Origin of the sequence: Streptomyces sp. NPDC049040 (assembly GCF_043197715.1) — a bacterium.
Classification (GTDB): domain Bacteria; phylum Actinomycetota; class Actinomycetes; order Streptomycetales; family Streptomycetaceae; genus Actinacidiphila.
Window position 1 is genome coordinate 278,537 of sequence record NZ_JBICTO010000009.1, and the last position, 19,909, is coordinate 298,445.

Annotated in this window: 17 protein-coding genes; 9 read left to right on the forward strand and 8 right to left on the reverse strand. The window is 71.6% G+C overall.

Annotated elements, in window-relative coordinates:
• Nucleotides 1–94 precede the first annotated feature (94 nt).
• Nucleotides 95–334, reverse strand: a complete 240-nt coding sequence (locus ACGFMP_RS23745; protein ID WP_393674953.1) for a hypothetical protein — start codon at nucleotides 332–334, stop codon at nucleotides 95–97.
• Nucleotides 335–411: 77 nt separating this feature from the next.
• Here ACGFMP_RS23745 and ACGFMP_RS23750 point away from each other — a divergent pair, with 77 nt between their 5' ends.
• On the forward strand, nucleotides 412–1,149 hold the full coding sequence (locus tag ACGFMP_RS23750; protein WP_393674954.1) for a TetR/AcrR family transcriptional regulator: 738 nt from the start codon (nucleotides 412–414) through the stop codon (nucleotides 1,147–1,149).
• Between the two features lie 48 nt (nucleotides 1,150–1,197).
• Here ACGFMP_RS23750 and ACGFMP_RS23755 read toward each other — a convergent pair whose 3' ends face one another.
• Nucleotides 1,198–2,091 carry a diiron oxygenase gene (locus tag ACGFMP_RS23755; RefSeq protein ID WP_393674955.1) on the reverse strand — a complete coding sequence of 298 codons (894 nt, stop codon included), beginning with the start codon at nucleotides 2,089–2,091 and terminating at the stop codon, nucleotides 1,198–1,200.
• A gap of 177 nt (nucleotides 2,092–2,268) precedes the next feature.
• Between ACGFMP_RS23755 and ACGFMP_RS23760 the strand changes: the two genes are divergently transcribed.
• The 3 genes from ACGFMP_RS23760 to ACGFMP_RS23770 all read left to right on the forward strand — a co-directional run bounded on the left by ACGFMP_RS23760 (nucleotide 2,269) and on the right by ACGFMP_RS23770 (nucleotide 5,594).
• A complete protein-coding gene (locus ACGFMP_RS23760; protein WP_393674956.1) occupies nucleotides 2,269–3,381 on the forward strand; it encodes a ferritin-like domain-containing protein in 1,113 nt (370 codons plus the stop codon).
• Between the two features lie 17 nt (nucleotides 3,382–3,398).
• Nucleotides 3,399–4,571: a CapA family protein gene (locus ACGFMP_RS23765; RefSeq protein WP_393674957.1), complete on the forward strand. Its 1,173-nt coding sequence runs from the start codon at nucleotides 3,399–3,401 to the stop codon at nucleotides 4,569–4,571.
• Nucleotides 4,572–4,838: 267 nt separating this feature from the next.
• Nucleotides 4,839–5,594, forward strand: coding sequence for a polysaccharide deacetylase family protein (locus ACGFMP_RS23770; RefSeq protein ID WP_393674995.1), 756 nt, complete (start codon nucleotides 4,839–4,841; stop codon nucleotides 5,592–5,594).
• Between the two features lie 31 nt (nucleotides 5,595–5,625).
• Here the strand turns inward: ACGFMP_RS23770 and ACGFMP_RS23775 are convergent, their stop codons facing one another.
• Both ACGFMP_RS23775 and ACGFMP_RS23780 read right to left on the reverse strand, forming a co-directional pair.
• Nucleotides 5,626–7,104, reverse strand: a complete 1,479-nt coding sequence (locus ACGFMP_RS23775; RefSeq protein WP_393674958.1) for a penicillin-binding transpeptidase domain-containing protein — start codon at nucleotides 7,102–7,104, stop codon at nucleotides 5,626–5,628.
• Complete coding sequence (locus ACGFMP_RS23780) at nucleotides 7,101–8,495, reverse strand: FtsW/RodA/SpoVE family cell cycle protein (RefSeq protein WP_393674959.1); 1,395 nt, start codon at nucleotides 8,493–8,495, stop codon at nucleotides 7,101–7,103. Before ACGFMP_RS23780 ends, ACGFMP_RS23775 begins: the two co-directional genes overlap by 4 nt.
• Before the next feature lie 109 nt (nucleotides 8,496–8,604).
• Here ACGFMP_RS23780 and ACGFMP_RS23785 point away from each other — a divergent pair, with 109 nt between their 5' ends.
• The 3 genes from ACGFMP_RS23785 (at nucleotide 8,605) to ACGFMP_RS23795 (ending at nucleotide 10,430) form a co-directional block, all read left to right on the forward strand.
• On the forward strand, nucleotides 8,605–9,318 hold the full coding sequence (locus tag ACGFMP_RS23785; protein WP_393674960.1) for a pentapeptide repeat-containing protein: 714 nt from the start codon (nucleotides 8,605–8,607) through the stop codon (nucleotides 9,316–9,318).
• Entirely contained in the window at nucleotides 9,315–9,806 is a 492-nt protein-coding gene (locus ACGFMP_RS23790) for a glutathione peroxidase (protein WP_393674961.1), read from the forward strand. Before ACGFMP_RS23785 ends, ACGFMP_RS23790 begins: the two co-directional genes overlap by 4 nt.
• Before the next feature lie 399 nt (nucleotides 9,807–10,205).
• Nucleotides 10,206–10,430, forward strand: a complete 225-nt coding sequence (locus tag ACGFMP_RS23795; protein WP_393674962.1) for a hypothetical protein — start codon at nucleotides 10,206–10,208, stop codon at nucleotides 10,428–10,430.
• Between the two features lie 690 nt (nucleotides 10,431–11,120).
• Here ACGFMP_RS23795 and ACGFMP_RS23800 read toward each other — a convergent pair.
• Nucleotides 11,121–12,128, reverse strand: a complete 1,008-nt coding sequence (locus tag ACGFMP_RS23800; RefSeq protein ID WP_393674963.1) for a LuxR C-terminal-related transcriptional regulator — start codon at nucleotides 12,126–12,128, stop codon at nucleotides 11,121–11,123.
• Between the two features lie 237 nt (nucleotides 12,129–12,365).
• Here ACGFMP_RS23800 and ACGFMP_RS23805 point away from each other — a divergent pair, with 237 nt between their 5' ends.
• Nucleotides 12,366–13,553, forward strand: a complete 1,188-nt coding sequence (locus ACGFMP_RS23805; RefSeq protein ID WP_393674964.1) for a Gfo/Idh/MocA family protein — start codon at nucleotides 12,366–12,368, stop codon at nucleotides 13,551–13,553.
• A gap of 65 nt (nucleotides 13,554–13,618) precedes the next feature.
• Here the strand turns inward: ACGFMP_RS23805 and ACGFMP_RS23810 are convergent, their stop codons facing one another.
• Entirely contained in the window at nucleotides 13,619–14,857 is a 1,239-nt protein-coding gene (locus ACGFMP_RS23810; protein WP_393674965.1) for a DUF4032 domain-containing protein, read from the reverse strand.
• Between the two features lie 97 nt (nucleotides 14,858–14,954).
• Nucleotides 14,955–15,659 carry a winged helix-turn-helix transcriptional regulator gene (locus ACGFMP_RS23815; protein WP_393674966.1) on the reverse strand — a complete coding sequence of 235 codons (705 nt, stop codon included), beginning with the start codon at nucleotides 15,657–15,659 and terminating at the stop codon, nucleotides 14,955–14,957.
• A 130-nt stretch (nucleotides 15,660–15,789) separates the two neighbouring features.
• Between ACGFMP_RS23815 and ACGFMP_RS23820 the strand changes: the two genes are divergently transcribed.
• On the forward strand, nucleotides 15,790–16,293 hold the full coding sequence (locus tag ACGFMP_RS23820; RefSeq protein WP_393674967.1) for a DinB family protein: 504 nt from the start codon (nucleotides 15,790–15,792) through the stop codon (nucleotides 16,291–16,293).
• A gap of 81 nt (nucleotides 16,294–16,374) precedes the next feature.
• Here ACGFMP_RS23820 and ACGFMP_RS23825 read toward each other — a convergent pair whose 3' ends face one another.
• Nucleotides 16,375–19,464 (reverse strand): FG-GAP-like repeat-containing protein, encoded by a 3,090-nt coding sequence (locus ACGFMP_RS23825; protein ID WP_393674968.1) that lies wholly within the window; start codon nucleotides 19,462–19,464, stop codon nucleotides 16,375–16,377.
• Between the last annotated feature and the right edge of the window lie 445 nt (nucleotides 19,465–19,909).

A 19,909-nucleotide genomic window follows, 5' to 3' on the forward strand; every position in this document is an offset into this window, starting at 1 on the left:
CTTCGGTGGGGGGCGCTCACCGCGCAGCAAACAGGTTTAGACCAATCGTGTCAATGGTCCGGACCAAAGTCCGCCCGCTGCGTCCCCCCGCGCGTCAGCTCCGCTTCGACCAGGGCCACTTGAGGCCCGCGGGCGGCTTGCCGTCCGGCGCGTACACGAACACCCACGGGGTGCGGTGCCTGCCCCGCTCCCCGTGCTCCCGGTGGTAGACGTAGGTCGTCTCCCCGGCCGGGACCTCATACGACTTGGGCGGCTGGCCGGTCATCCCGACGATCACCTCGATGGTCCTGCCGTCGAGCGGCCCGCCCACGAACTCGCATTCCTCGTGCCTCACCGGGCCACTTTCGCACGTCGCACGGACCGATCCGCGATCAGGCGTCCGCCACCGGAGGGGGGCCGTACTCTGGGGCCATGAGCAGCGGTGCGGCGCCGGCGTATCGCCGGATGAGTGTGGAGGAGCGCCGCGCGCAGCTGTTGGGATCGGCGGTGGACCTCTTCGGGCACCGCAGGCCCGAGGACGTCTCGATCGACGACGTGGCCGCAGCCGCCGGCGTGTCGCGCCCGCTGGTCTACCGCTACTTCCCCGGCGGGAAGCAGCAGCTGTACGAGGCCGCGGTGCACGGAGCGGCCGAGGAGCTGATCGGCCGGTTCGCGGTGCCGTCCGAGGGGCCGCCCACCAGCCGGCTGGCCGCCGCCCTCGACCGCTACCTCGCCTACGTCGACGAGCACGCGCCCGCGTACGGCGCCCTGCTCGGCGGCGGCGGCGTGGCCGAGACCAGCCGCACCGGCGCGATCGTGGACGGAGTGCGCCGCCGCGCGGGCGAGCAGGTGCTGCGCCACCTGGGGGTGACGGACCCCGGCCCGCGGCTGGCGATGATGGTGCGGTCCTGGATCGCCTCGGTGGAGGCGGTCTCGCTGATCTGGATCGACGAGGGCCGCCGGCCGCCGGTTCGCGAGCTGCGCGACTGGCTGGTCGACCACTTCGTCGGGCTGCTGCTGGTGACGGCGACCACCGACGCCGAGACGGCGGAGGCCGCCGCCCGCGCCCTGCCGCAGGAGACCGGCGACAGTCCGGCGGGCCTGCTGCTCGCCAGGCTGGCCCCGCTCGGATCCGCGGCGGCGCATCTGTTCGGCCCGCCACCGGGCTGACCGGCCGTCGGGTGCGGTCCGCCGGTCGGTGCGGCGGGGCCGGCCGGTTCAGGCGACCAGGCCCGAGGTCCGCCACAGGCGCCGGCTCTGCCCCTTGATCAGCCCGATCTCGTCGAAGAAGTCCATCAGGCGCTTCGCCGACTGGAGCATCACGTCCTGCCGGTGCGGGCTGGTCAGCGCCAGGTGGGCGGCGTAGCCGGGGTCGAGCCCGACCGAGGCGTAGACCTGCGGGCTGATCAGCGAGCGGGCGATCACCCGGGCCGCCTGCGCGGAGGTCAGCCGGGTGAACTCGATCTCCCAGCGCGGCGCGGTGGCCATCTGCCGGCGCAGCTCCTCGCGGGCGTAGCGGATGTGCCGGGCCTCCTCCACCACGTGGATGCGGGTGACGCCGCGGACCAGGGTCTGCACCCGGTCGTCGGGGAAGGTCAGCCGCTGCATCCAGTCCAGGATCTCCTCGGCCAGCAGCGTCCCGGTGAAGGAACCCGGGGTGGTGGAAACCGACTTGAGCACCCGGCCGAGCCGCATGTCGAGCCGGCTCGGGCGGTAGGCGGGCGTCCCCATCTTGGTGACCGCGCGGGCGAACATCTTGGAGTGCCGGCACTCGTCGGCTATCTCGGTGAGCGCGTAGCGGACATGGCCGCTGGTCGGGTCGAGGTCGTAGGTGTGCCGCAGCAGCAGCTGCATCAGGATCGTCTCGAACCAGACGCCGATCGAGCACAGCGACGCGGCCTCGTGCCGGCTCAGCTCGATGCGCTGCTCCTGCGACATGTGCCGCCACAGCGGGGTGTCGTAGAGCGAGACCAGCTCGGGCGGCCAGAACCAGCGGCCCTCCTCGAAGGGCGCGTCCCAGTCCAGCTCGGTGTCGGGGTCGAAGGAGTGTTTCGCGGACGCCGCGAGGAGGCGCTCCGCGGTCTTCTCGCGGTCGGTCAGTGTGGCGTCCATGCCGAACGGGCCTCCGGTGCACGAGGGTTACCTGCGGTACGGGTCTTATGAGACTCTGTGTCAACAAGGCCGTCAAGACCCCGCGCAGGAAAGGGGTCGGCATCGCAGTGATCGAGCCGAAGGGCGCCGGCGCCGAAGCGCCCTGAGGCGAGTGAACGGATCAGAGGGAGCCGCCCCATGCCGACGGAAGGCCGCTACACGCAACCGCCCACCGAGTGGATCTGGCAGGTGCCCGCACAGGGCGCGGCCCGCTTCTCCTGGGAGTACGACGACGGCCGCGACCGGCTGCTCGCGCTCTACCAGAAGGGCAAGGACAAGCAGTGGGACGCGGTCCGCCGGATCGACTGGGATCTGGAGGTCGACCCCTACGACCCGCTGGGCACCCCCGACGAGGCCATGTCGCTCCACGGCACCCGGCACTGGGACGCGATGTCCGAGAAGGACCGCGGCCTGCTCAGGCAGCACTACACCTCCTGGCAGTTCAGCCAGTTCCTGCACGGCGAGCAGGGGGCGATGGTCTGCGCGGCCAGGATCGTGGAGTCCGTGCCCGACCTGGACGCGAAGTTCTACTCCGCCACCCAGACCATGGACGAGGCCCGGCACGCCGAGATCTACGGCCGCTTCCTGCACGAGAAGATCGGCATGCTCTACCCGATCGACGACAACCTCCAGGCGCTGCTCGGCGACACCCTGCGCGACTCGCGCTGGGACATGCCCTACCTGGGGATGCAGGTGCTGATCGAGGGCCTGGCACTGGCCGCCTTCGGCATGATCCGCGACACCACCGACAAGCCGCTGCCCCGGCAGATCCTGGCCTACGTCATGCAGGACGAGGCCCGGCACGTGGCCTTCGGGCGGATGGCGCTGCGCGACTACTACCGGCAGCTGAGCGACGCGGAACTGCGCGAGCGCGAGGAGTTCGTGATCGAGGGCTGCTACCTCATGCGGGACCGGCTGCGCGGCGTCGAGGTGCTGGAGAACTTCGGCATCCCCAGCGCGGAGGCGGCCGAGCTGACCGAGCGGTCGGAATTCCTCCGCCTGTTCAGGAAGCTGCTCTTCTCCCGGATCGTGCCCTGCGTCAAGGACATCGGGCTGTGGGGGCCGCGGCTCCAGAAGGCGTACGTCGACCTGGGCGTCTTCGACCTCGGCGACTCCAATCTGGACCTGCTGATGACGCAGGACGAGGAGATCGCCGAGCGGCTGGACGCCGAGCGCTTCGCCGCGGAGGAGGAGGCGAGGGTGGCGGAGGTGGCCGAGACCATCACCCGGGGGGCGGACGGGCCGACGTAGGATCGTACGCTTGTCCGATGACGGACACCGGACCGATACCGCGGCGCGCCGCCCGCCAGGCCAAGGCGCGCCGGCGGCGCCGGAGAAACGCGGGCGTCGGCCTGTCCGTGCTCCTCGTCGCGGCCGCCGCCACCGGCTGGGCGGTCTACGGCCGCGGCGGCAGCCCCGCCGACGCCGCGGGCGGCCCGGTGGCCACCGCGGGCGGCACGCACACCGCGGCCGCGAAACCCGCGGCCCGGCCGACCGCGACAGAACCCGCGGGCACCGTGACCCTCGCCTTCGCCGGGGACGTCCACTTCACCGAGCGCACCGCGAACCGGCTCGGCGTCGACCCGGCCCTCGGGCCGATGTCCACCGCCCTGACCGCCGCCGACTTCGCCATGGTCAACCTGGAAAGCGCGATCACCACCCGCGGCACCCCGCAGCCGAAGAAGTACCACTTCCGCACCACCCCCGACGCGCTCGGCGCCCTCCAGCGCTCCGGCATCGACGCGGTGACCATGGCCAACAACCACGCCGTGGACTACGGCGCCCAGGGCCTCACCGACAGCCTCGCCGCCCAGCACGACTCGCCGATCCCGGTGCTCGGCATCGGCGCCGACGAGGCCGCCGCATACCGGCCGTACGTCACCACGATCAACGGCGTACGCCTCGCGGTGGTCGCCGCCAGCCAGGTGCAGGACTACACGAACCAGAAGTTCAGGGCAGGACCCGGCAGCCCCGGCATCGCCTCCGCTCTCGACCGGCCGCGGCTGCTGCAGGCGGTGCGGGCCGCCAAGCGGCAGGCCGACGTGGTGGTGGTCTACCTGCACTGGGGCACCGAGGGGCAGAGCTGCCCTGGACCCGAGCAGAAGTCGATCGCCGCCGACCTGTCGGCGGCCGGCGCGACCGCGGTCGTCGGCACCCACGCCCATCTGATGCTCGGCTCCGGCATGCTCGGACCGACCTATGTCGCCTACGGCTTCGGCAACTTCCTCTGGTACGGCTCCTCGCCCTACCCGCACTCCGACCAGACCGGTGTGACGACCCTCACCGTCACCCGCGGCAAGGTCGCCAAGGCCGTCTTCACGCCCGCCCTCGTCGACGGCAAGGGAGTACCGCAGCCCCAGCAGGGCGCCGCCGCACGGCAGATCACCGACCGGTACGCGCAACTGCGCGGTTGTACCGGGCTGGCGACCGCTCCGCACTGATACGTCCTGATCCTGTAACGACCCCCAGGTGCCGGCGGGGCGGCGGAACCGTACTGTGGGCGACCGCATCTATCCGTGCGCAGGCCGCGCAGGACGCGGATCTGCGAGACCGGGACGGGCGACGAAGTGGGCGGGCGGTTACACATCATGACGGGTCGGCGGATATCCCTGGAGCGACTGGCGCCAGCACGACTCAAGAGCGCACCGCAGGCGGCGGTGATAGGCGTGGCGGTGGCGGTCGTACTGATAGCGGCCCTCGTGTCGGCGATGCTGGCGCCCGGCGGCGGGGGCGGCGACGCCGCGGCCGCCACCGCAGGCGACCCCAAGGGCGGCGGGAGCACCCACCAGGCCCCGGCGACCCACACCCCCGGCGCCTCGCACGCCGCGGGCACCACCGCACCGCCCACCGTGGCCGCGGTGCCCGACTCCATCCAGCACCAGGCGGAGGCCGCCGGCAGGGCCGTCAACATCACCATCGACGACGGCCCGGACCCGCAGTGGACGCCGCAGGTCCTCGCGGTGCTCAAGCAGCACCACGTGCACGCGACCTTCTGCATGATCGGCCCGCAGGCCAAGGCCCACCCGGACCTGGTCCGCAGGGTGGTGGCCGAGGGCCACCGGCTGTGCGACCACACCGTCACCCACGACGAGTCGATGGACCACAAGCCCTTCGCGTACCAGCAGAAGGAGATCATGGACGCCTTCGCCATGATCGAGGACGCCTCCGGCGGCGCCCCCGTGCAGTACTACCGGGCACCCGGCGGCGCCTTCACCCCGGCCAGCCGCGCGCTCGCCGCGCAGCACGGGATGCGGCCGCTCGGCTGGAACATCGACACCAAGGACTTCACCCGTCCCGGTGTCGGGACCATCGTGGCCACCCTCAAGAGCGAGATCCACAACGGCCCGACGATCCTCTTCCACGACGGCGGCGGCGAGCGCAGCCAGACCGTGGCCGCCCTCGACAGGTCGCTGACCTGGCTGGCCCACCAGGGCTACGCGTTCAGCTTCCCCAAGGTGAACTGACCGGTCCATCCGCTCAGCCCGGTCCACCCGCTCAGCCGCCGTACGGCCGCTGCGGCGCCGCCAGCACCGACCGCATCACCGCCCGCGCGATCGGGGCCGCGTTGCCGCCGCCCGAGATGTCGGCCCTGGCCGCCTCCGCGTCCTCCACGACCACCGCCACCGCCACCGCCGCCCGGTTCGCGCCGGGCGGTTTGGCGTAGCTGATGAACCACGCGTAAGGCGTGCCCTTGTTGCCCACCCCGTGCTGCGCGGTGCCGGTCTTGCCGCCGACCACCGCACCCGGGATCGCGGCGTTCCTGCCGGTGCCGTCGGCGACCACCGCCTCCATCAGCTGCTGGAGCTGCTCCGCGGTCCGCACGCTCATCGCCCGGTGCAGCCGGGTGGGACCGGTCCTGGCCACCAGCGCCCCGCCGTGGTTGGTGACCCGGTCCACCAGGTAGGGCGTCATCAGCTCGCCGCTGTTGCCCACCGCGGCGGCCACCATCGCCATCTGCAGCGGGGTCGCGGTGGTGTCGAACTGCCCGATCGAGGACAGCGCCACCTGGTCGGGGCTCATCGCCGTGTCGAAGTTGCTCTTCGCCACCCCCGTCGGGATCCGCAGCGCCGTGTCGTTGAACCCGAGCGCCTCCGCCTGCCTGACCATCGCGGCCAGGCCCACGTCCGCGCCCAGCTTCGCGAAGACCGTGTTGCAGGAGACCCGGAAGGCGTCGTAGACGCTCGCGTCGGCGCAGCCGGGACCCTCGTTGGTCAGCGTCACCGTGGTCCCCGGCAGCCGGTAGGGGTCGGGTGAACGGGTCGGCGCCAGCAGGTCGGTGACCGTGCCGCTCTGCAGCGCCGCCGCCGCGGTGACCACCTTGAAGGTCGAACCCGGCGGATACGTCTGCCGGATCGCCCGGTCCAGCATCGGCTGCGCCGGGTCGTCGTTCAGCCGCTGCCACTGCGCCATGACGGCGGGACCCGTGCCCGACAGCAGTGCCGGGTCGTAGGACGGCGACGAGACCAGCGCCAGGACCCGGCCGGTCGACGGGTCCACCGCGGCGACCGCGCCGCGCCGGCCGGCCAGCCCGTCGTAGGCAGCCTTCTGGGCCGCCGCGGAGATCGTGGTGTGGACGTCGCCGGGGCGCTGCCTGTTGCGGGTGATCTCGTTCCACAGCGGAACCGCCGCCAGCCGGGAGCTGGTGCCGGACAGCAGCCCGTCCTCGGTGCCCTCCAGCAGCGAGGTGCCGTAGGTCTGCGACGCGAACCCGGTCACCGGGGCGTACAGCGGCCCGTCGCGGTACGTACGGGCGTACGCCAGCTGCCCGCCGGTGGCCTGCGACCCGGTGACCTTCGCGGCGCCGACCAGGATGCCGCCGCGCGGGTGCTGGTAGCGGGCGATGGCGATCCGCCGGTTGGCCGGGTCGGCGGTGTACGAGCCGGAGTCGACGACCATCACCCGGACCGCGTTGACCACCAGCGCCAGCAGCAGCACCAGGCCCAGGAGGGCGCAGCGGCGGATGCAGCGGGTCACGGGGCGTCCTCCGGGGGTTCCGGCGCCGGGCGGCGCGCGCTGTCGCTGACCCGGATCAGCAGGGCCACGATGATCCAGTTGGTCACCACCGAGGAGCCGCCCTGGGCCAGGAAGGGCATCGCCATCCCGGTCAGCGGGATCAGGTCGGTCACCCCTCCGGTGATCACGAACACCTGGAGCGCCAGGATCGTCGCCAGGCCCACCGCGAGCAGCCGCCCGAAGGGGTCGCGCAGGCAGAGCCCGGCCCGCGTCCCGCGCGCCACCAGCAGCGCGTAGAGGGCCAGCAGGGCGCACAGCCCGGCAAGGCCCAGCTCCTCGCCGGCGGTGGCCAGGATGAAGTCGGACTTGGTGGCGAAGCCGATCAGCTCCGGATGCCCCTGGCCGAGGCCGGTGCCCAGGACGGCGCCGTTGCCGAAGGCGAAGAGCGACTGCGCCAGCTGGCTCGGGCCGAGGCCTGCCGCGATGCTGGCGAAGGGGTGCAGCCAGTCCTCGACCCTGCCGTGCACGTGCGGTTCGAGCGAGCCCACCGCGACCGCGCCCGCCGCGCTGAGCAGCAGCCCCACCGCGACCCAGCCGGTCCTGCCGGTCGCCACGTAGAGCATCACCACGAACAGGCCGAAGAACAGCAGCGAGGTCCCCAGGTCCCGTTCCAGCACCAGCAGGCCCACGCTCAGCAGCCAGATCGCCAGCACGGGCCCGAGCACCCGCCCGGTCGGCAGCTGGAGCCTGCGCAGCCCGAAGACCTGCCGCCCGGTGTAGGCCAGCGCCGCCCGGTTCGCCGACAGGTAGGCGGCGAAGAACACCGCGAGCAGCACCTTCGCGAACTCGCCCGGCTGGATGGAGAACCCGGCGAACCTGATCCAGATCTTGGCCCCGTTGACCGCGGGGAAGAAGATCGGCGCCGCCATCAGCGCCAGCGCCCCCGTCACCCCGACGTAGGAGTAGCGTGCCAGCACCCGGTGGTCGTCGAGCGCCAGCACCACCAGCACGAAGAGAGTGATCCCCAGCGTCGACCACACCAGCTGCGTCGGCGCCGCCCGCGGCCCGAGCGAGGTCTCCAGGTCCAGCCGGTAGATCAGCACCAGGCCGAAGCCGTTGAGCAGCACCGCGATCGGCAGCAGCAGCGGATCGGCGTACGGGGCCCTGGCCCTGACCGCCAGGTGCGCCAGCACCGCGAGCAGGGCCAGCCCGGCACCGTAGCCGGCCGCGTCACCCGGCACCGCGCCCCGGGTGGCGAGGCCGACCTCCGCGTAGCCGTACACCGACACCAGGACCGCAGCCACGGTCAGCGACAGCTCCACCCCGCGGCGGCTGGACCGGGGCGGCGCCGCCGGGCGGGCCGCGGCGGGGGGAGCCGGTGGCGGCGGAGCGTCGGCCGACGTTGCGCTCATGGGCTGCAACCTAGCAAGGCGAGGCCGACATGTCCGTCATGTCGCCCTCGGGTCGGCGGTGCCGGTCCCCGCGGGGAGCTGCCGGACCCCGCGCGTAGTGTGGACCGCTGTGACCGCCAAGGACGCCCGCGCCGCAGTACCGCACGAGCTCGCCGACCTGCCCTACGCGGCGCTGCTGCGCCCGCACACCGGGCCGCTGGCCGTCGAGGGCGACTACGACACGGTCCACCTCGACGGGCTCGACCTCGCCGAGGGCACCCGTGCGCCCGGCGCCCGCTTCCTCGAGTCCGCGATCACCGACTGCGTCTTCGCCGGCACCGACCTGCGCGGCGCCCGCTTCAACGACGCGTGGGCGTCGGGCACCCGCTTCACCGGCTGCACCCTGGCCGGCAGCCAGTGGCTGGACACCGCCTTCGTCGGCTGCTCGCTGGCCGGCGTCGAGGCGTACGACGCGGGCCTGCGGCGGGTCTCCTTCGTCCGCTGCAAGCTCGACTCGGTCAACCTGCGCTCCACCGCCCTGCACGACGTGGTCTTCGAGGACTGCGTGCTGCGGGACGTCGACTTCGGCGAGGCCAGGCTCGACGGGGTGACCTTCCCCGGCAGCCGGATCGAGCGGGCCAGGTTCGGCCGCGCCACCCTCGCCAGGGCGGACCTGCGCGGTGCCCTGACCATCGACCTCGCCGACGGGTACGAGTCGCTGCGCGGCGCCGTGATCACCCACGCGCAGCTGCTCGATCTCGCCCCCGCGCTCGCCCAGACCCTCGGCCTCACCGTGGCCGAGCCCGCTTTCACGTCAGAACCCGACAGGAGCACCAAGCGATGAGCACCCTTCACGACATCCCGCTGCAGACCCTCGACGGCACCGCCACCACCCTGGGCGAATACCGCGGCAAGGCCGTCCTGGTGGTCAACGTGGCGTCCAAGTGCGGGCTGACCCCGCAGTACGAGGGCCTGGAGCGGCTGCAGCAGAAGTACGCCGACCGCGGCTTCACGGTCCTCGGCGTGCCCTGCAACCAGTTCGGCGGCCAGGAGCCCGGATCCGCGGAGGAGATCAGGACCTTCTGCTCGACCTCCTACGGCGTCAGCTTCCCGCTGCTCGCCAAGGCCGATGTCAACGGTGCGAACCGGCACCCGCTCTACGCCGAGCTGGCCCTGCTGCCCGACGCGACGGGCGAAGCGGGCGATATCACCTGGAATTTCGAGAAGTTCCTGCTCAGCGCCGATGGCGAGGTCGTCTCGCGATTCCGCCCCGCTGTCGCGCCGGAGGCTTCCGAGGTCACTGGGGCGATCGAGGCGCTGCTGCCGCGCTGACCCACTTCCCGGGGTGGCAGTCCTCGGCCTGACCTGGGACGGAGGTGCCTAGATGCGCGTATGCGCCATGGCAGAATCCGGCCGGTCTGCGGACGTTGTCCGGAACGGGGCCTGCTGGTTGTCTTGAACCACCGCCCCCGGCAACGAGAAGGGACAGTGGAAGTGCAGGACTACGAATTCCGGACCGGCCACCTGTGTGTCGAGACGGATCCTGCGCTCTGCCTCCCCTGCCAGGAGCGGTTGGATCGGCAACTCGCCTTGCTTCCCCGGGTATACGGCGAGTTGGAGGTTGTACTCGTAGCAGCGCAGGACCCCGGCGACAGACTGTCCGGCACTGACCGGCCCGGCATCCCCCTGAACGGGCCGGCAGTCGAGGCGCGCGCAGCTGTACGAGACACCTTGGCCTCCTGGGCCGATCTGATAGTCGAGGGCCGCACCGTCCGCCTCCCCCTGCGGACGGTGCCGGCCCTCGCGGCATTCCTTCGACGCCACCTCGGCTGGCTCGCCGTACACCCGGCGGCCGACGACGCGGCCACCGATATCGACACCGTCCTCCAGCACGCACTGGCGGTCGCCAGGCCGCATCACGCCCTCCCGGCGATGGCGGCCTCCGTCGGACCCTGACCCGAGCCCGACCCGGCCGCCCAGCCCCCAAGGATCCCCCCACAAAATGCAAGAAGCACCGTGCGGTCCGCGAATCATCGCGGACCGCACGGTGCTTCTCGCTGCGTGTGGCCAGGCGCGGGGGGAACTACACCTCGACGGGGGCGGGGAACCAGCCTGCGGGGGCAACCGTGGTGGTCGAGGCGGGGAACCATCCGGCGGGAGCGGCGGCCGGGAACCAGCCTGCGGGGGCAACCGTGGTGGTCGAGGCGGGGAACCATCCGGCGGGAGCGGCGGCCGGGAACCAGCCTGCCGGGGCAACCGTGGTGGTCGAGGCGGGGAACCATCCGGCGGGAGCGGCGGCCGGGAACCAGCCTGCGGGGGCAACCGTGGTGGCCGGGGCCGGGAACCATCCGGCGGGCGAGACGGTGCCGTTCGAGGCGGCCGGAGCGGGGGAAGAGGCATTGTCGGCCGCAACGGCTGTGCCGGCAGCCGACGACAGAACGAGCACCAGTGCTGCTACAGCGGAGACATGGGTCGAGCGCCGGATCCGCGACATCATAATCCTTAGGTGGGCAGGAGAAGTGGGTGCTCACTATGAAGGTGTAGCCACACGTAACTTTGCCCAATGATGGCAAATACACGCAGGCGCGGCCAGGTTCCCCTTGTGCGTATATCTGCCATGGCGTGAATGCGCCGGTGTGATCGTCGTCAGATCAGGCCGTGCGCTGCTGCGAGGACTCCTGCTTGGAATCGGCTCTCCGCCTCAAGATACCGCATGATCTCGGAAACCAGGCGACTCACGGTCCTCAGTGACACCCCGAGTTTTCTGGCGATCCGCTCGTCCGTCAGGCCGTTTGCCAGCAGCCGCATGGTGGTGCGGTGCTGCTCGGTCAGCTCGCTGTCCGGGTCGAGGCCGTTGGCCACATTCGACGAGTACGGCACGGAACGCAGCCAGCAATCCTCGTACATTGCCACGTACGAACGCACGAGCGCGGGTCCCCTGACAACTACCGCCGGACCTGAAGGATCATCAGGATTGGCGAGTACCAGCGCGCTGTGTGTATCGGCCATAAGAAGGTCGAAAGGCACCTGCGGCGCCAATCTGACGTCCACGCCCGCAGCCGTCAGGTCGGAAAGATATTTACGTTGCCTGGGTGCGGAATTAATGCTCTGGCCATAAATGGCGCGCACCTTTATGCCACGGGCTATGAGCGCGTTGTCGGCGGTGAGCGAGCCGGCCAGCACCTCGCTGGACGGCAGCGGCCCGGGGTGCATCCAGCTGGCCGACTCGGTGATCGTCGCGTCGAAGTCCCGCAGGAACTGGCGCCGCCGGTGGTCCTTGGTGACCAGCTCGACCTCGATCTCGGCGTTCTCCCGCATGACCGCCGGTCGGTACCGCTCCATCAGGGACTCGGCAGCCGTGACGATCGAGGTCAACTCGTCGCGCTGGCGCCGCAGCGACACCCGCTGCCGGGCCAGCAGTTCGATCAGCGCGGTGTCCGGTTCGACCGGGTCGACCACGTCTGCGGTGTCGCCGGGTCGTATCAGCCCCAGCTCCTCCAGCTCCCGCCAGCCTGCCTCGGCTTCCGCCTCGGTCAGCCCGATCGCGGCCGCGGCCTTCGCCGGGACGCAGGAGCCATTGGTGCGCAGTGTCTGATAAAGGGCGAGCCCGATGTCGGCCGCATTCGGCCCACCACCCCTCACCGAATTGGCCACGGATTCCCTCTTTCGTCGCCGGGTGCGCCGAAACGTGCAGGTGCCTGCAAGGTGGCAACCGCACCCTATACCGACTCTAGCAATGGATGGCCCTCATGCCATGGGTGAGATCACGGTTCGGACACCCGGGCGTCGCGGTCGCGCCACGTTTCCTGGTAGGAACGAGTGCCGAACGCCGAAAGGATGAGCACCATGCGTCACGCGGGGCACCAGGGGCCACCGGGAGGACGGGACCCGGTGACAACAGGACACGACCCTGCCGCGGGCGGCCGACCCGGGCCGGAAGCGGAAGCGGAGTCCGTGCCCGCCCCGGTGCGGGTGGTGGTCATCGGGGCAGGGAAGGTCGCCCACGCCGCGCATCTGCGCGAGATCAGGGACCTGCCGCACCTCATCAGGCCGGTCGCCGTGATCGACCCGGACCCCGCGCACCGCGCCGCTGTCACGGCAGGCTTCCCCAGGGTCGCGGTGTGCACCACCCCTGAGGAGGCGGTGTGGGCCGGGGCGACGGCCGCGCTGGTGCTGTCGCCGTGGTGGACCCACCGCGACCCCGTCATCGGCTGCCTGGACGCCGGGCTGCCGGTGCTGTGCGAGAAGCCGGTCAGCCTCGACCCGGCCGAGATCGACGAGCTGATCGCGGCCGAACTGCGGACCGGAGTCCCCGTCACCGCCGGCTACATGAAGCGGCACGACCCGGTGGTGCAGCTCTTCATCGAGCACTGCAGGGAGCACGCGGCCACCGCCCGCAGGATCGCGGTGGACATCCACGACCCGAACGCCCCGCACCTGGTCGACCACCTGGTGCCCTACCCGCCGCCGCCCTTCGGCCCGCAACCCCCGCCCGCCGAGGCGGCGCTGGCCAGGGCGCTCGGACCCGGCGCCTCCGCGCTCCAGCGCGACGTCTACGCCCGCGGCCTCGGCGGCTCGCTGATCCACCAGGTCAACATCGTGCACGCCGCCCTCGACGGCAGCGGGCGCGAGCTGTACGGCAACCTGGAGCACAGCTCGCAGTGGGCGGGCGGCAGCGCGGTCAGCTGCCGCTGGCGGCCCGACGACGACCTCGTCGTGGAGGCGAGCCACCTGCGGCTGCCCGCGCACCGGCGCTACCGCGAGACGCTGGAGTTCACCGCCACCGACTCGGTCGCGACGCTCAGCCTGCCGTCGCCCTACGCCCGCGACGAGGGCGCGACCCTGCACATCGACACCTGGGACGCAGGCACCGGACTGTCCACCCGCCGCACCCACCAGGCGGGGCCCGCCAGGATCGGCTTCCGCGAGCAGCTGCGGGCCTGGACCCGCAGCGTGTCGTGGATCCCGAACCCGGGCCCGCGCCCGGCCCCGCGCCCCGGCATCTGGCCGCTGCCCGGCCTGCGCGAGGTGCGCGCGGACGCGCTCGCGGTCCGCGAGGCGGCGCTGCGGCTCACCTGACACCGGTACATCCGGCGCCGCCCGCCCCGTGCGGCACCGGGAACGGCCCGCGCCGGGCGGCGGCGTCACTCAGGCTCGGCCACCATCGCGGTCGGGTCCGGCACGTGCGGCAGCACGTCGGCGAGGTAGCCGGCGACGGTCTCCTCGAGGCCGACGTCGTGCCCCGCGGTCTCCGACAGGTACCAGCGGTGCTCCAGCAGCTCGTGGTAGACCTGCGCCGGCTCCATGTGGCGGCGCAGCTCGACCGGCACCATGCGGACCGCGGGCCGGAAGACCTGCCGCACCCAGCGGTGCGCCAGCACCTCGGGACGCGCGCCGAGCGGGTCGCCTGGGGCGTAGTCGTCCTGGGTGGTCATCCAGGAGTCCAGGTCGTTGAGCAGGCTGCGGGCCTGGTTCTCCTCGGTGTCGAGGCCGGTCAGCCGCAGCAGCTGGCGCTGGTGGTGCCCGGCGTCCACCACCTTGGGCAGGAAGGTCACGCTGTCGCCGCCTGGCGAGCGCTGGATCTGCATCTCGGCGACGTCGAAGCCGAGGTCGTTGAGCCGGCGGATGCGGCGGTCGATGTAGTGCCGCTTGTCCGCCGGGTAGACCGACTCCCGGGTCAGCTCGTGCCACAGGTCGGTGTAGCGGGAGCAGATCGCCTCGGCGAAGGTCACCGGGTCCACCGACGGGTGCAGCGAGCCGCCCGCCTCCAGGTCCATCAGCTCGCCCGCGATGTTCACCCGGGCCAGCTCGATGTCGTAGTCCCGCTGGCCGGCGCTCAGCTCCGGCTGGATCTGCCCGGTCTCCGCGTCCACCAGGTAGGCGGCGTAGGCGCCGGCGTCCCGGCGGAAGAGGGTGTTGGACAGCGAGCAGTCGCCCCACGCGAAGCCCACCAGGTGCAGCCGCACCAGCAGCACCGCGAGCGCGTCGAGCAGCCGGTTGACCGTACCGGGGCGCATCGTCGTCTCGAACATCGAGCGGTAGGGCAGCGAGCCGTTCAGATGCCGGGTGATCAGCGCGGGTTCGAGCGCCGTGCCGTCGGCGCCGACCCGCCCGGTGACCACCGCGATCGGGTCGACCGCGGGTATCCCGAGCCGGTCCAGGTCCCGCAGCAGGCCGTACTCGCGCACCGCCGCCCACTCGCTGACCTCCTTGACCGCGACCACCCCGTCGCCGGCCCGCGCGAAGCGCACCACGTGCCGCGAGATGCCGCGGGGCAGCGCCACCAGGGACTCGTCCGACCACTGTTCGAGCGGCAGGTGCCACTCGAGGTCGAGCAGGTCGGAAGGATGGTCGGCGTCGAACGCCCTGATCTGCAGCGGCATGGCGCGTCTCGTCTCTCTCGTCCCCGGGGCCGTGGGTCCGATGCTGCCATGCCCATGCCGCGGCCCCGAAGGGCGGGCCGCCCCCTCGGGGCAGCCCTCAGGCCAGGACCGCGGCCTGCGCCGTCGCGGGCCTCGAGGTGATCAGCAGGTCCACCAGCCTGCGTAGGGCCGTCACGTCGCCGCCGACCGCCAGCTCGCCGCTCTGCGCGGCCTCCGCGATCGGGCGGCGGCCCTTCAGCACGTCCGTCAACGTCCCGAGGTCACCCGCGAGGGTGGCGTCCGGACGCTCGGGCACCCCGCGCTCGACGGTCAGCCGGCCACCGCCGACCCGCACCGCGAAACGGTCGTCCCCGCTGCGCACCCCGAACACCGCGACCAGCCCCTCGCCTGCCGCCGCGCCCGGCATCCCACCCGGCGCGGGGACGAAGCGCGAGCACAGCCAGAGCATCAGCGAATCGGCACTGCGGTAGGGGTCGGCGGTCGGCTCGGGCGAGCGGCCGCCCCAACGGCCCAGGCCGATCAGCAGCGGCTCCAACTCCCGGCCCCACTCGGTGAGCTCGTAGACCCGTGCGCCGGCGGGAGGCCCCAGCGTGCGCCGCCGCAGCACTCCGGCCGCCTCCAGCTCGCGCAGCCGCTGCGCCAGGACGTTCGGGCTGACCCCGGGCAGCCCCGCGTGCAGCCCGGTGAACCGCTTCGGCCCGAGCACCAGCTCCCGCACCACGAGAAGTCCCCAGCGCTCCCCGACCAGGTCGAGGGCGCGTGCGATGCCGCACCCGTCGCCGTAACTGCGCTTCGACGCCATGGCGATCATCTCCTGCGGTCGAGGAGAGCTTATGAAGCAAGAGTAGCCGCTAGCTTTTCAGGACCGCGGGGCCAGGCCGCCCCGTTATCTGTTCGACAACCCCGCCGCCGATCGAAGACGATGCCTCCTCATGACGCGAACCGATTTTCCCCCCGCCCTGGACGAGCGCACCTCCCTCGTCACCTTCCTCGACTACGCACGCGACACCGCACGGGTGAAATGCGAGGGGGTCTCCGCCGACGACGCGCGCAGCTCCCCGCTGCCGGGCTCCCCGCTGATGACCCTGTGCGGCCTGATCAGCCACCTGCGCTGGGTCGAGTACTGGTGGTTCGACGTGATCTTCCTCGGCCAGGAGGACGAGGGCCCGTGGACGCAGGAGGACCCGGACCGCGAGATGACCATGGCCGTCGACATCCCCCTCGCCGACCTGCTCGCCGACTACGCGGCCCAGAACGCCCGCCACCGCGAGCTGGTCGCCGCCCGCGGCCTCGACGACATCGCCGAGCGCACCATCCGCGACGGCCGCCAGGTGAACCTGCGCTGGATCCTGCTGCACCTGATCGAGGAGACCGCCCGGCACAACGGCCACATCGACATCCTGCGCGAGATGGCCGACGGCACGACGGGCGACTGACCCGGCGGGCGGGCGGCCCGCCGGGTCGGTCGCCGCATGCCGGACGGCCTGGCTCGGCTCATCCGGGTCGGCAGGCCCTGCTCAGCCGATCTGCTGGAAGGGCGTCCAGCCGCCGCTGCCGACCAGTACCCAGGGGACGGTGATGTCCGGGTACAGGTACAGCATCCCGTCGGCTCCCGTGCTCAGCACGTCGGTCCTGCCGTCCCCCGTGACGTCGGGGAGCACCGCCAGGAGCGGGCGGTAGGCCGGGGTCCAGCCGGTGCCGATCTGGCTCCTGGTCACCGCGCTGCCGAGGCCCTCGCCCGCAGGACCGGCGCCCGGGTAGAGGTACATGATGCCCGTGCCGCGCTCGCGGGCGATCAGGTCGACCCGGCCGTCGCGATTGCGGTCGCCTGGGGCGTAGACGTCGTAACCGGACCAGCCCCCGTTGCCGACCAGGACCGGCGGGCGCGAGTCGTCGAGCAGGGTGGAGTCGGAGCCGAAGTACAGCCAGAGCTGGTTTCCCTCCTTGACCAGCAGGTCGGTGTGGCCCGGCACATCGATGGTGCCGTCGCCGTCGGTGTCGAGGGGGCCGTCGACGTCCCCGATGGCGAGGATCTGGTCGGCGTCGGAGATGTGGTCGTCCGCGGGGTCGGCGACATCGAGCTGCTGCTCGTCGAAAAGGCACGACTGGGAGTCCCCGTCGGCCTCCTCACCGCGGGCGGTGCAGGCGAACCCGACGCCGTTGTTCGGGAACACCTCCAGCGACTTGCCGTCGGTTCCAGGCATCAGCGCGACCAGGTCCTCGTACCCGTCGCCGGTCCAGTCGCCGCGGTGGGTGATGGAGGCACCGTCGAAGTCGCTGTTCCCTGCGGAGGTGTACGGGGCGACGTGGCCGTCGCCCTGGCCCGCGTAGAGGCGCAGGGTGCCGTCGCCGTACACCCCGTACATGTCCCCGATGCCGTCGCCGTTGAGGTCACCCGGCTTGTCCGCGGTCGAAGGGCCGTTGGCGTAGAAGCGGTAGGAGACCGCGTCCGACCTGTTGCCGCCCCTGTCGAGGCTGCGGACCGCGAGGGAGTGCGCGCCGACGGCCGGCGGCGTCAGGGTGAGGGGGTAGGAGCCGCCAGCGGTGCCCGGGGCGACGGTGCGGACAGCGGGGTCCCAGTCGGACCAGTACTCGTACGTGACGACATCGGCGATACCGCCGCTCGACAGGGTGAAGGTGCCGGGCGTCCTGGCCTGTCCCGTGGCCGCGGGCCAGCCGTCGGAGCCGTCGGGGAACTGCGTGGAGACCACCCCCGGCGGGTTGCTCGGCCGGGCGCCGTCGAAGACGAAGTGGCACTGCGTGCTCCAGGCGCTGGAGAGCGAGCCGTCCTCGGTTCTGGCGAACCAGGTGTACGTCCCCGCTCCGGTGATGCCGTCGTCCTTGAGCAGCTTGGCGAGCGTGGCCTTGGACACCACGAGCTTCGCGGCCTTGCCCGAGGCGACGCTGATGGTCTGGTCGACATGGTTGGTGCCGCTGCCGTAGCCGGTCGGCCAGATGGTGAAGTGCGCCTTGACCGTGCCGCCGTCCGGGTCGGCGAAGGTGCCGCCGAAGGTCACGTCGGTGTTGCCGATGGTGGTGTAGGGCGTACTGGCGCCGCATGTCGCCCCGGTGCTGGGGCTGGTGTAGAGGCCGGTGGGCTTGCCGGGGTAGGTGTTGTAGTCCGTCGAGAGCACCGCAGACCCGGCGGCGAACTTCTTCCAGCCGTAGACGTCACCCTCCTGGTCGGTGGGGACCCGCATCCCGAGCGTGATGTTCGGCCAGTGGTTCGTGGCGGCCTGCTTCGCCGCGGTGGTGACGTCGTAGGCCAGGTTGCCCCCCGGACAGCCGGAGTCGTGGCCCTTGGAGTCGGTGGACTTGCTGAGATTCGTCGCCCAGGAGGGCTGGTTGTTCCAGGACGTCGACGACGTGATCGAGCCGGTCAGCCACATCTGCACCGGGAAGTCGGTGCACGACCACGACCAGGTGTTGTCGATCCGGAAGGTCGACTTGGTGATCGACTTGTCGGTGTTCCAGAGCTTGTCGGAGTCCATGCGGAAGAAGGACCGCGCCGTGCCGCCGGTGTCGCTCTCGTGCCCGACCCTGGCGTCGGTGGTCCCCGAGCTGTTCCAGCCGGTGCCGTTGTAGAAGGTGCCGTTCGGGTACGCCTTGTCGACGATGGTCCACGCCTCGCGCGAACCTCCGATCGTGGGGTCGATGTAGACGGGGTAGGTGATGTCGTCGCCCCGCAGCAGCGACTGGTCCGGCTTGAGCGTGACCGCGTCCGGGGTCACGGAGATCGGCACCGCGCCCTGCTGGGCGCCGCTTCCCGGCTCGAACTCCTCGGCGGGCGCGGCGGCCTGGCCGCCGGCCGCCGCCTTGCCCCGTACGGTCGGCGTGGCGGCCTGCTCCGTCGTCGAGCTGTCCCACATGCGCGGCACCGGCGCCGTGAAGACCTCCTGGCCCGCCGGGTCGACGGCCTTCAGGTTGCCGCCTGCGTCCGCGGAGACCGCCACACCATCCGTCGCCAGCCGGAACCTCACCGTCGCCAGCGCCGGATCGGCGGCCGCCTGGGCGTTCTTGACGACCAGCAGCTCGCTGAAGCCGCTCGCGCCGGCCTGGACCCGGAGGTCCACGCCAGGCAGCACCTCCGGATAGGTCGCACCGCTTCCTGAGACCACCGGCGCCGGCAGCGTGCCGGGCCAGCTCAGCGACAGGCTGCGGCCGTCACGGGTAATGGTGGCGAGCGGCCCGCTGCCGCCCCCGGAGAATTCCAGGCCGACTTCCGTTGCCTTCGTGGTGAACCGTCCTCCGGGCCCCGCCTTCAGAGTGGGGTCGATATCGACCAGTGTGTTTCCCTGGCGCACCCGTTGGGGAGTCGCGGACTCCTCTTGGGTGTACGTGCCGTCGGGGTTGGCGTAAATACGCCGTGTTTCCGTGCGCTGCGAAAGGATTTCGACGCGCTGACCCGACTCCTCGGCCGCCGCAACGGCCTTGTTCACTTCCTGTCCGTTTCCCGGCTGCGCGCCTCCGGAATTCTGTGCTCCGTCGGCCGCGGCGGTCGCGGCCCGCTGGTCGCCGCCGGCCGCGACGGCCGCGGTCAGCTGGGTGAAAGACGTGGTCAGACCGGCTACGGCGAGGAGAGCGAGCGTAAGTCTTCGTGCCCTCACCCGCGCCGTCCCCCTCCTTGGATATCTCACTTCGATCCCTTCAAGGGCATGCAGATGCCACTGTTCGCGGAAATACGGAAGGAGGCCGTCCGTAAACGACGGCCTGTTCTCCTGTGGTGGACCCCCGGCAGGAGTATGCACGGACATCCGTCGTCCGTCACGACCTCTTCTTGACCAGCGCTTTCCGCGCGGGGTGTGCGGCTGATATCACTGCCGGCCAGGAAAGACCACCGTGCCTAACGCCGTGAACGCGGCGCAAGCGGCGCGCTCACCGAAGTAAGCCGCAAACCGGACGCGTTTCTCCCTGTGTTCCGATTCACCGTGCGCGGCTTTAATGTCGCTGTCTTTACCTGGAACGTACCCTTGGGGGGGCACAGTGTCCGTATTGCGCCGTGAGTTGTATGGAAGTCCGGAGAGGACCAGAAGGAGACGCAGGCGGGCGACC

Coding starts and splice junctions, on each gene's coding strand:
- ACGFMP_RS23750 (WP_393674954.1), top strand. CDS start 412: ATGAGCAGCGGTGCGGCGCCGGCGTATCGCCGGATGAGTGTGGAGGAG.
- ACGFMP_RS23755 (WP_393674955.1), bottom strand. CDS start 2,091: ATGGACGCCACACTGACCGACCGCGAGAAGACCGCGGAGCGCCTCCTC.
- ACGFMP_RS23760 (WP_393674956.1), top strand. CDS start 2,269: ATGCCGACGGAAGGCCGCTACACGCAACCGCCCACCGAGTGGATCTGG.
- ACGFMP_RS23765 (WP_393674957.1), top strand. CDS start 3,399: ATGACGGACACCGGACCGATACCGCGGCGCGCCGCCCGCCAGGCCAAG.
- ACGFMP_RS23770 (WP_393674995.1), top strand. CDS start 4,839: ATGCTGGCGCCCGGCGGCGGGGGCGGCGACGCCGCGGCCGCCACCGCA.
- ACGFMP_RS23780 (WP_393674959.1), bottom strand. CDS start 8,495: ATGAGCGCAACGTCGGCCGACGCTCCGCCGCCACCGGCTCCCCCCGCC.
- ACGFMP_RS23790 (WP_393674961.1), top strand. CDS start 9,315: ATGAGCACCCTTCACGACATCCCGCTGCAGACCCTCGACGGCACCGCC.
- ACGFMP_RS23810 (WP_393674965.1), bottom strand. CDS start 14,857: ATGCCGCTGCAGATCAGGGCGTTCGACGCCGACCATCCTTCCGACCTG.
- ACGFMP_RS23815 (WP_393674966.1), bottom strand. CDS start 15,659: ATGGCGTCGAAGCGCAGTTACGGCGACGGGTGCGGCATCGCACGCGCC.
- ACGFMP_RS23820 (WP_393674967.1), top strand. CDS start 15,790: ATGACGCGAACCGATTTTCCCCCCGCCCTGGACGAGCGCACCTCCCTC.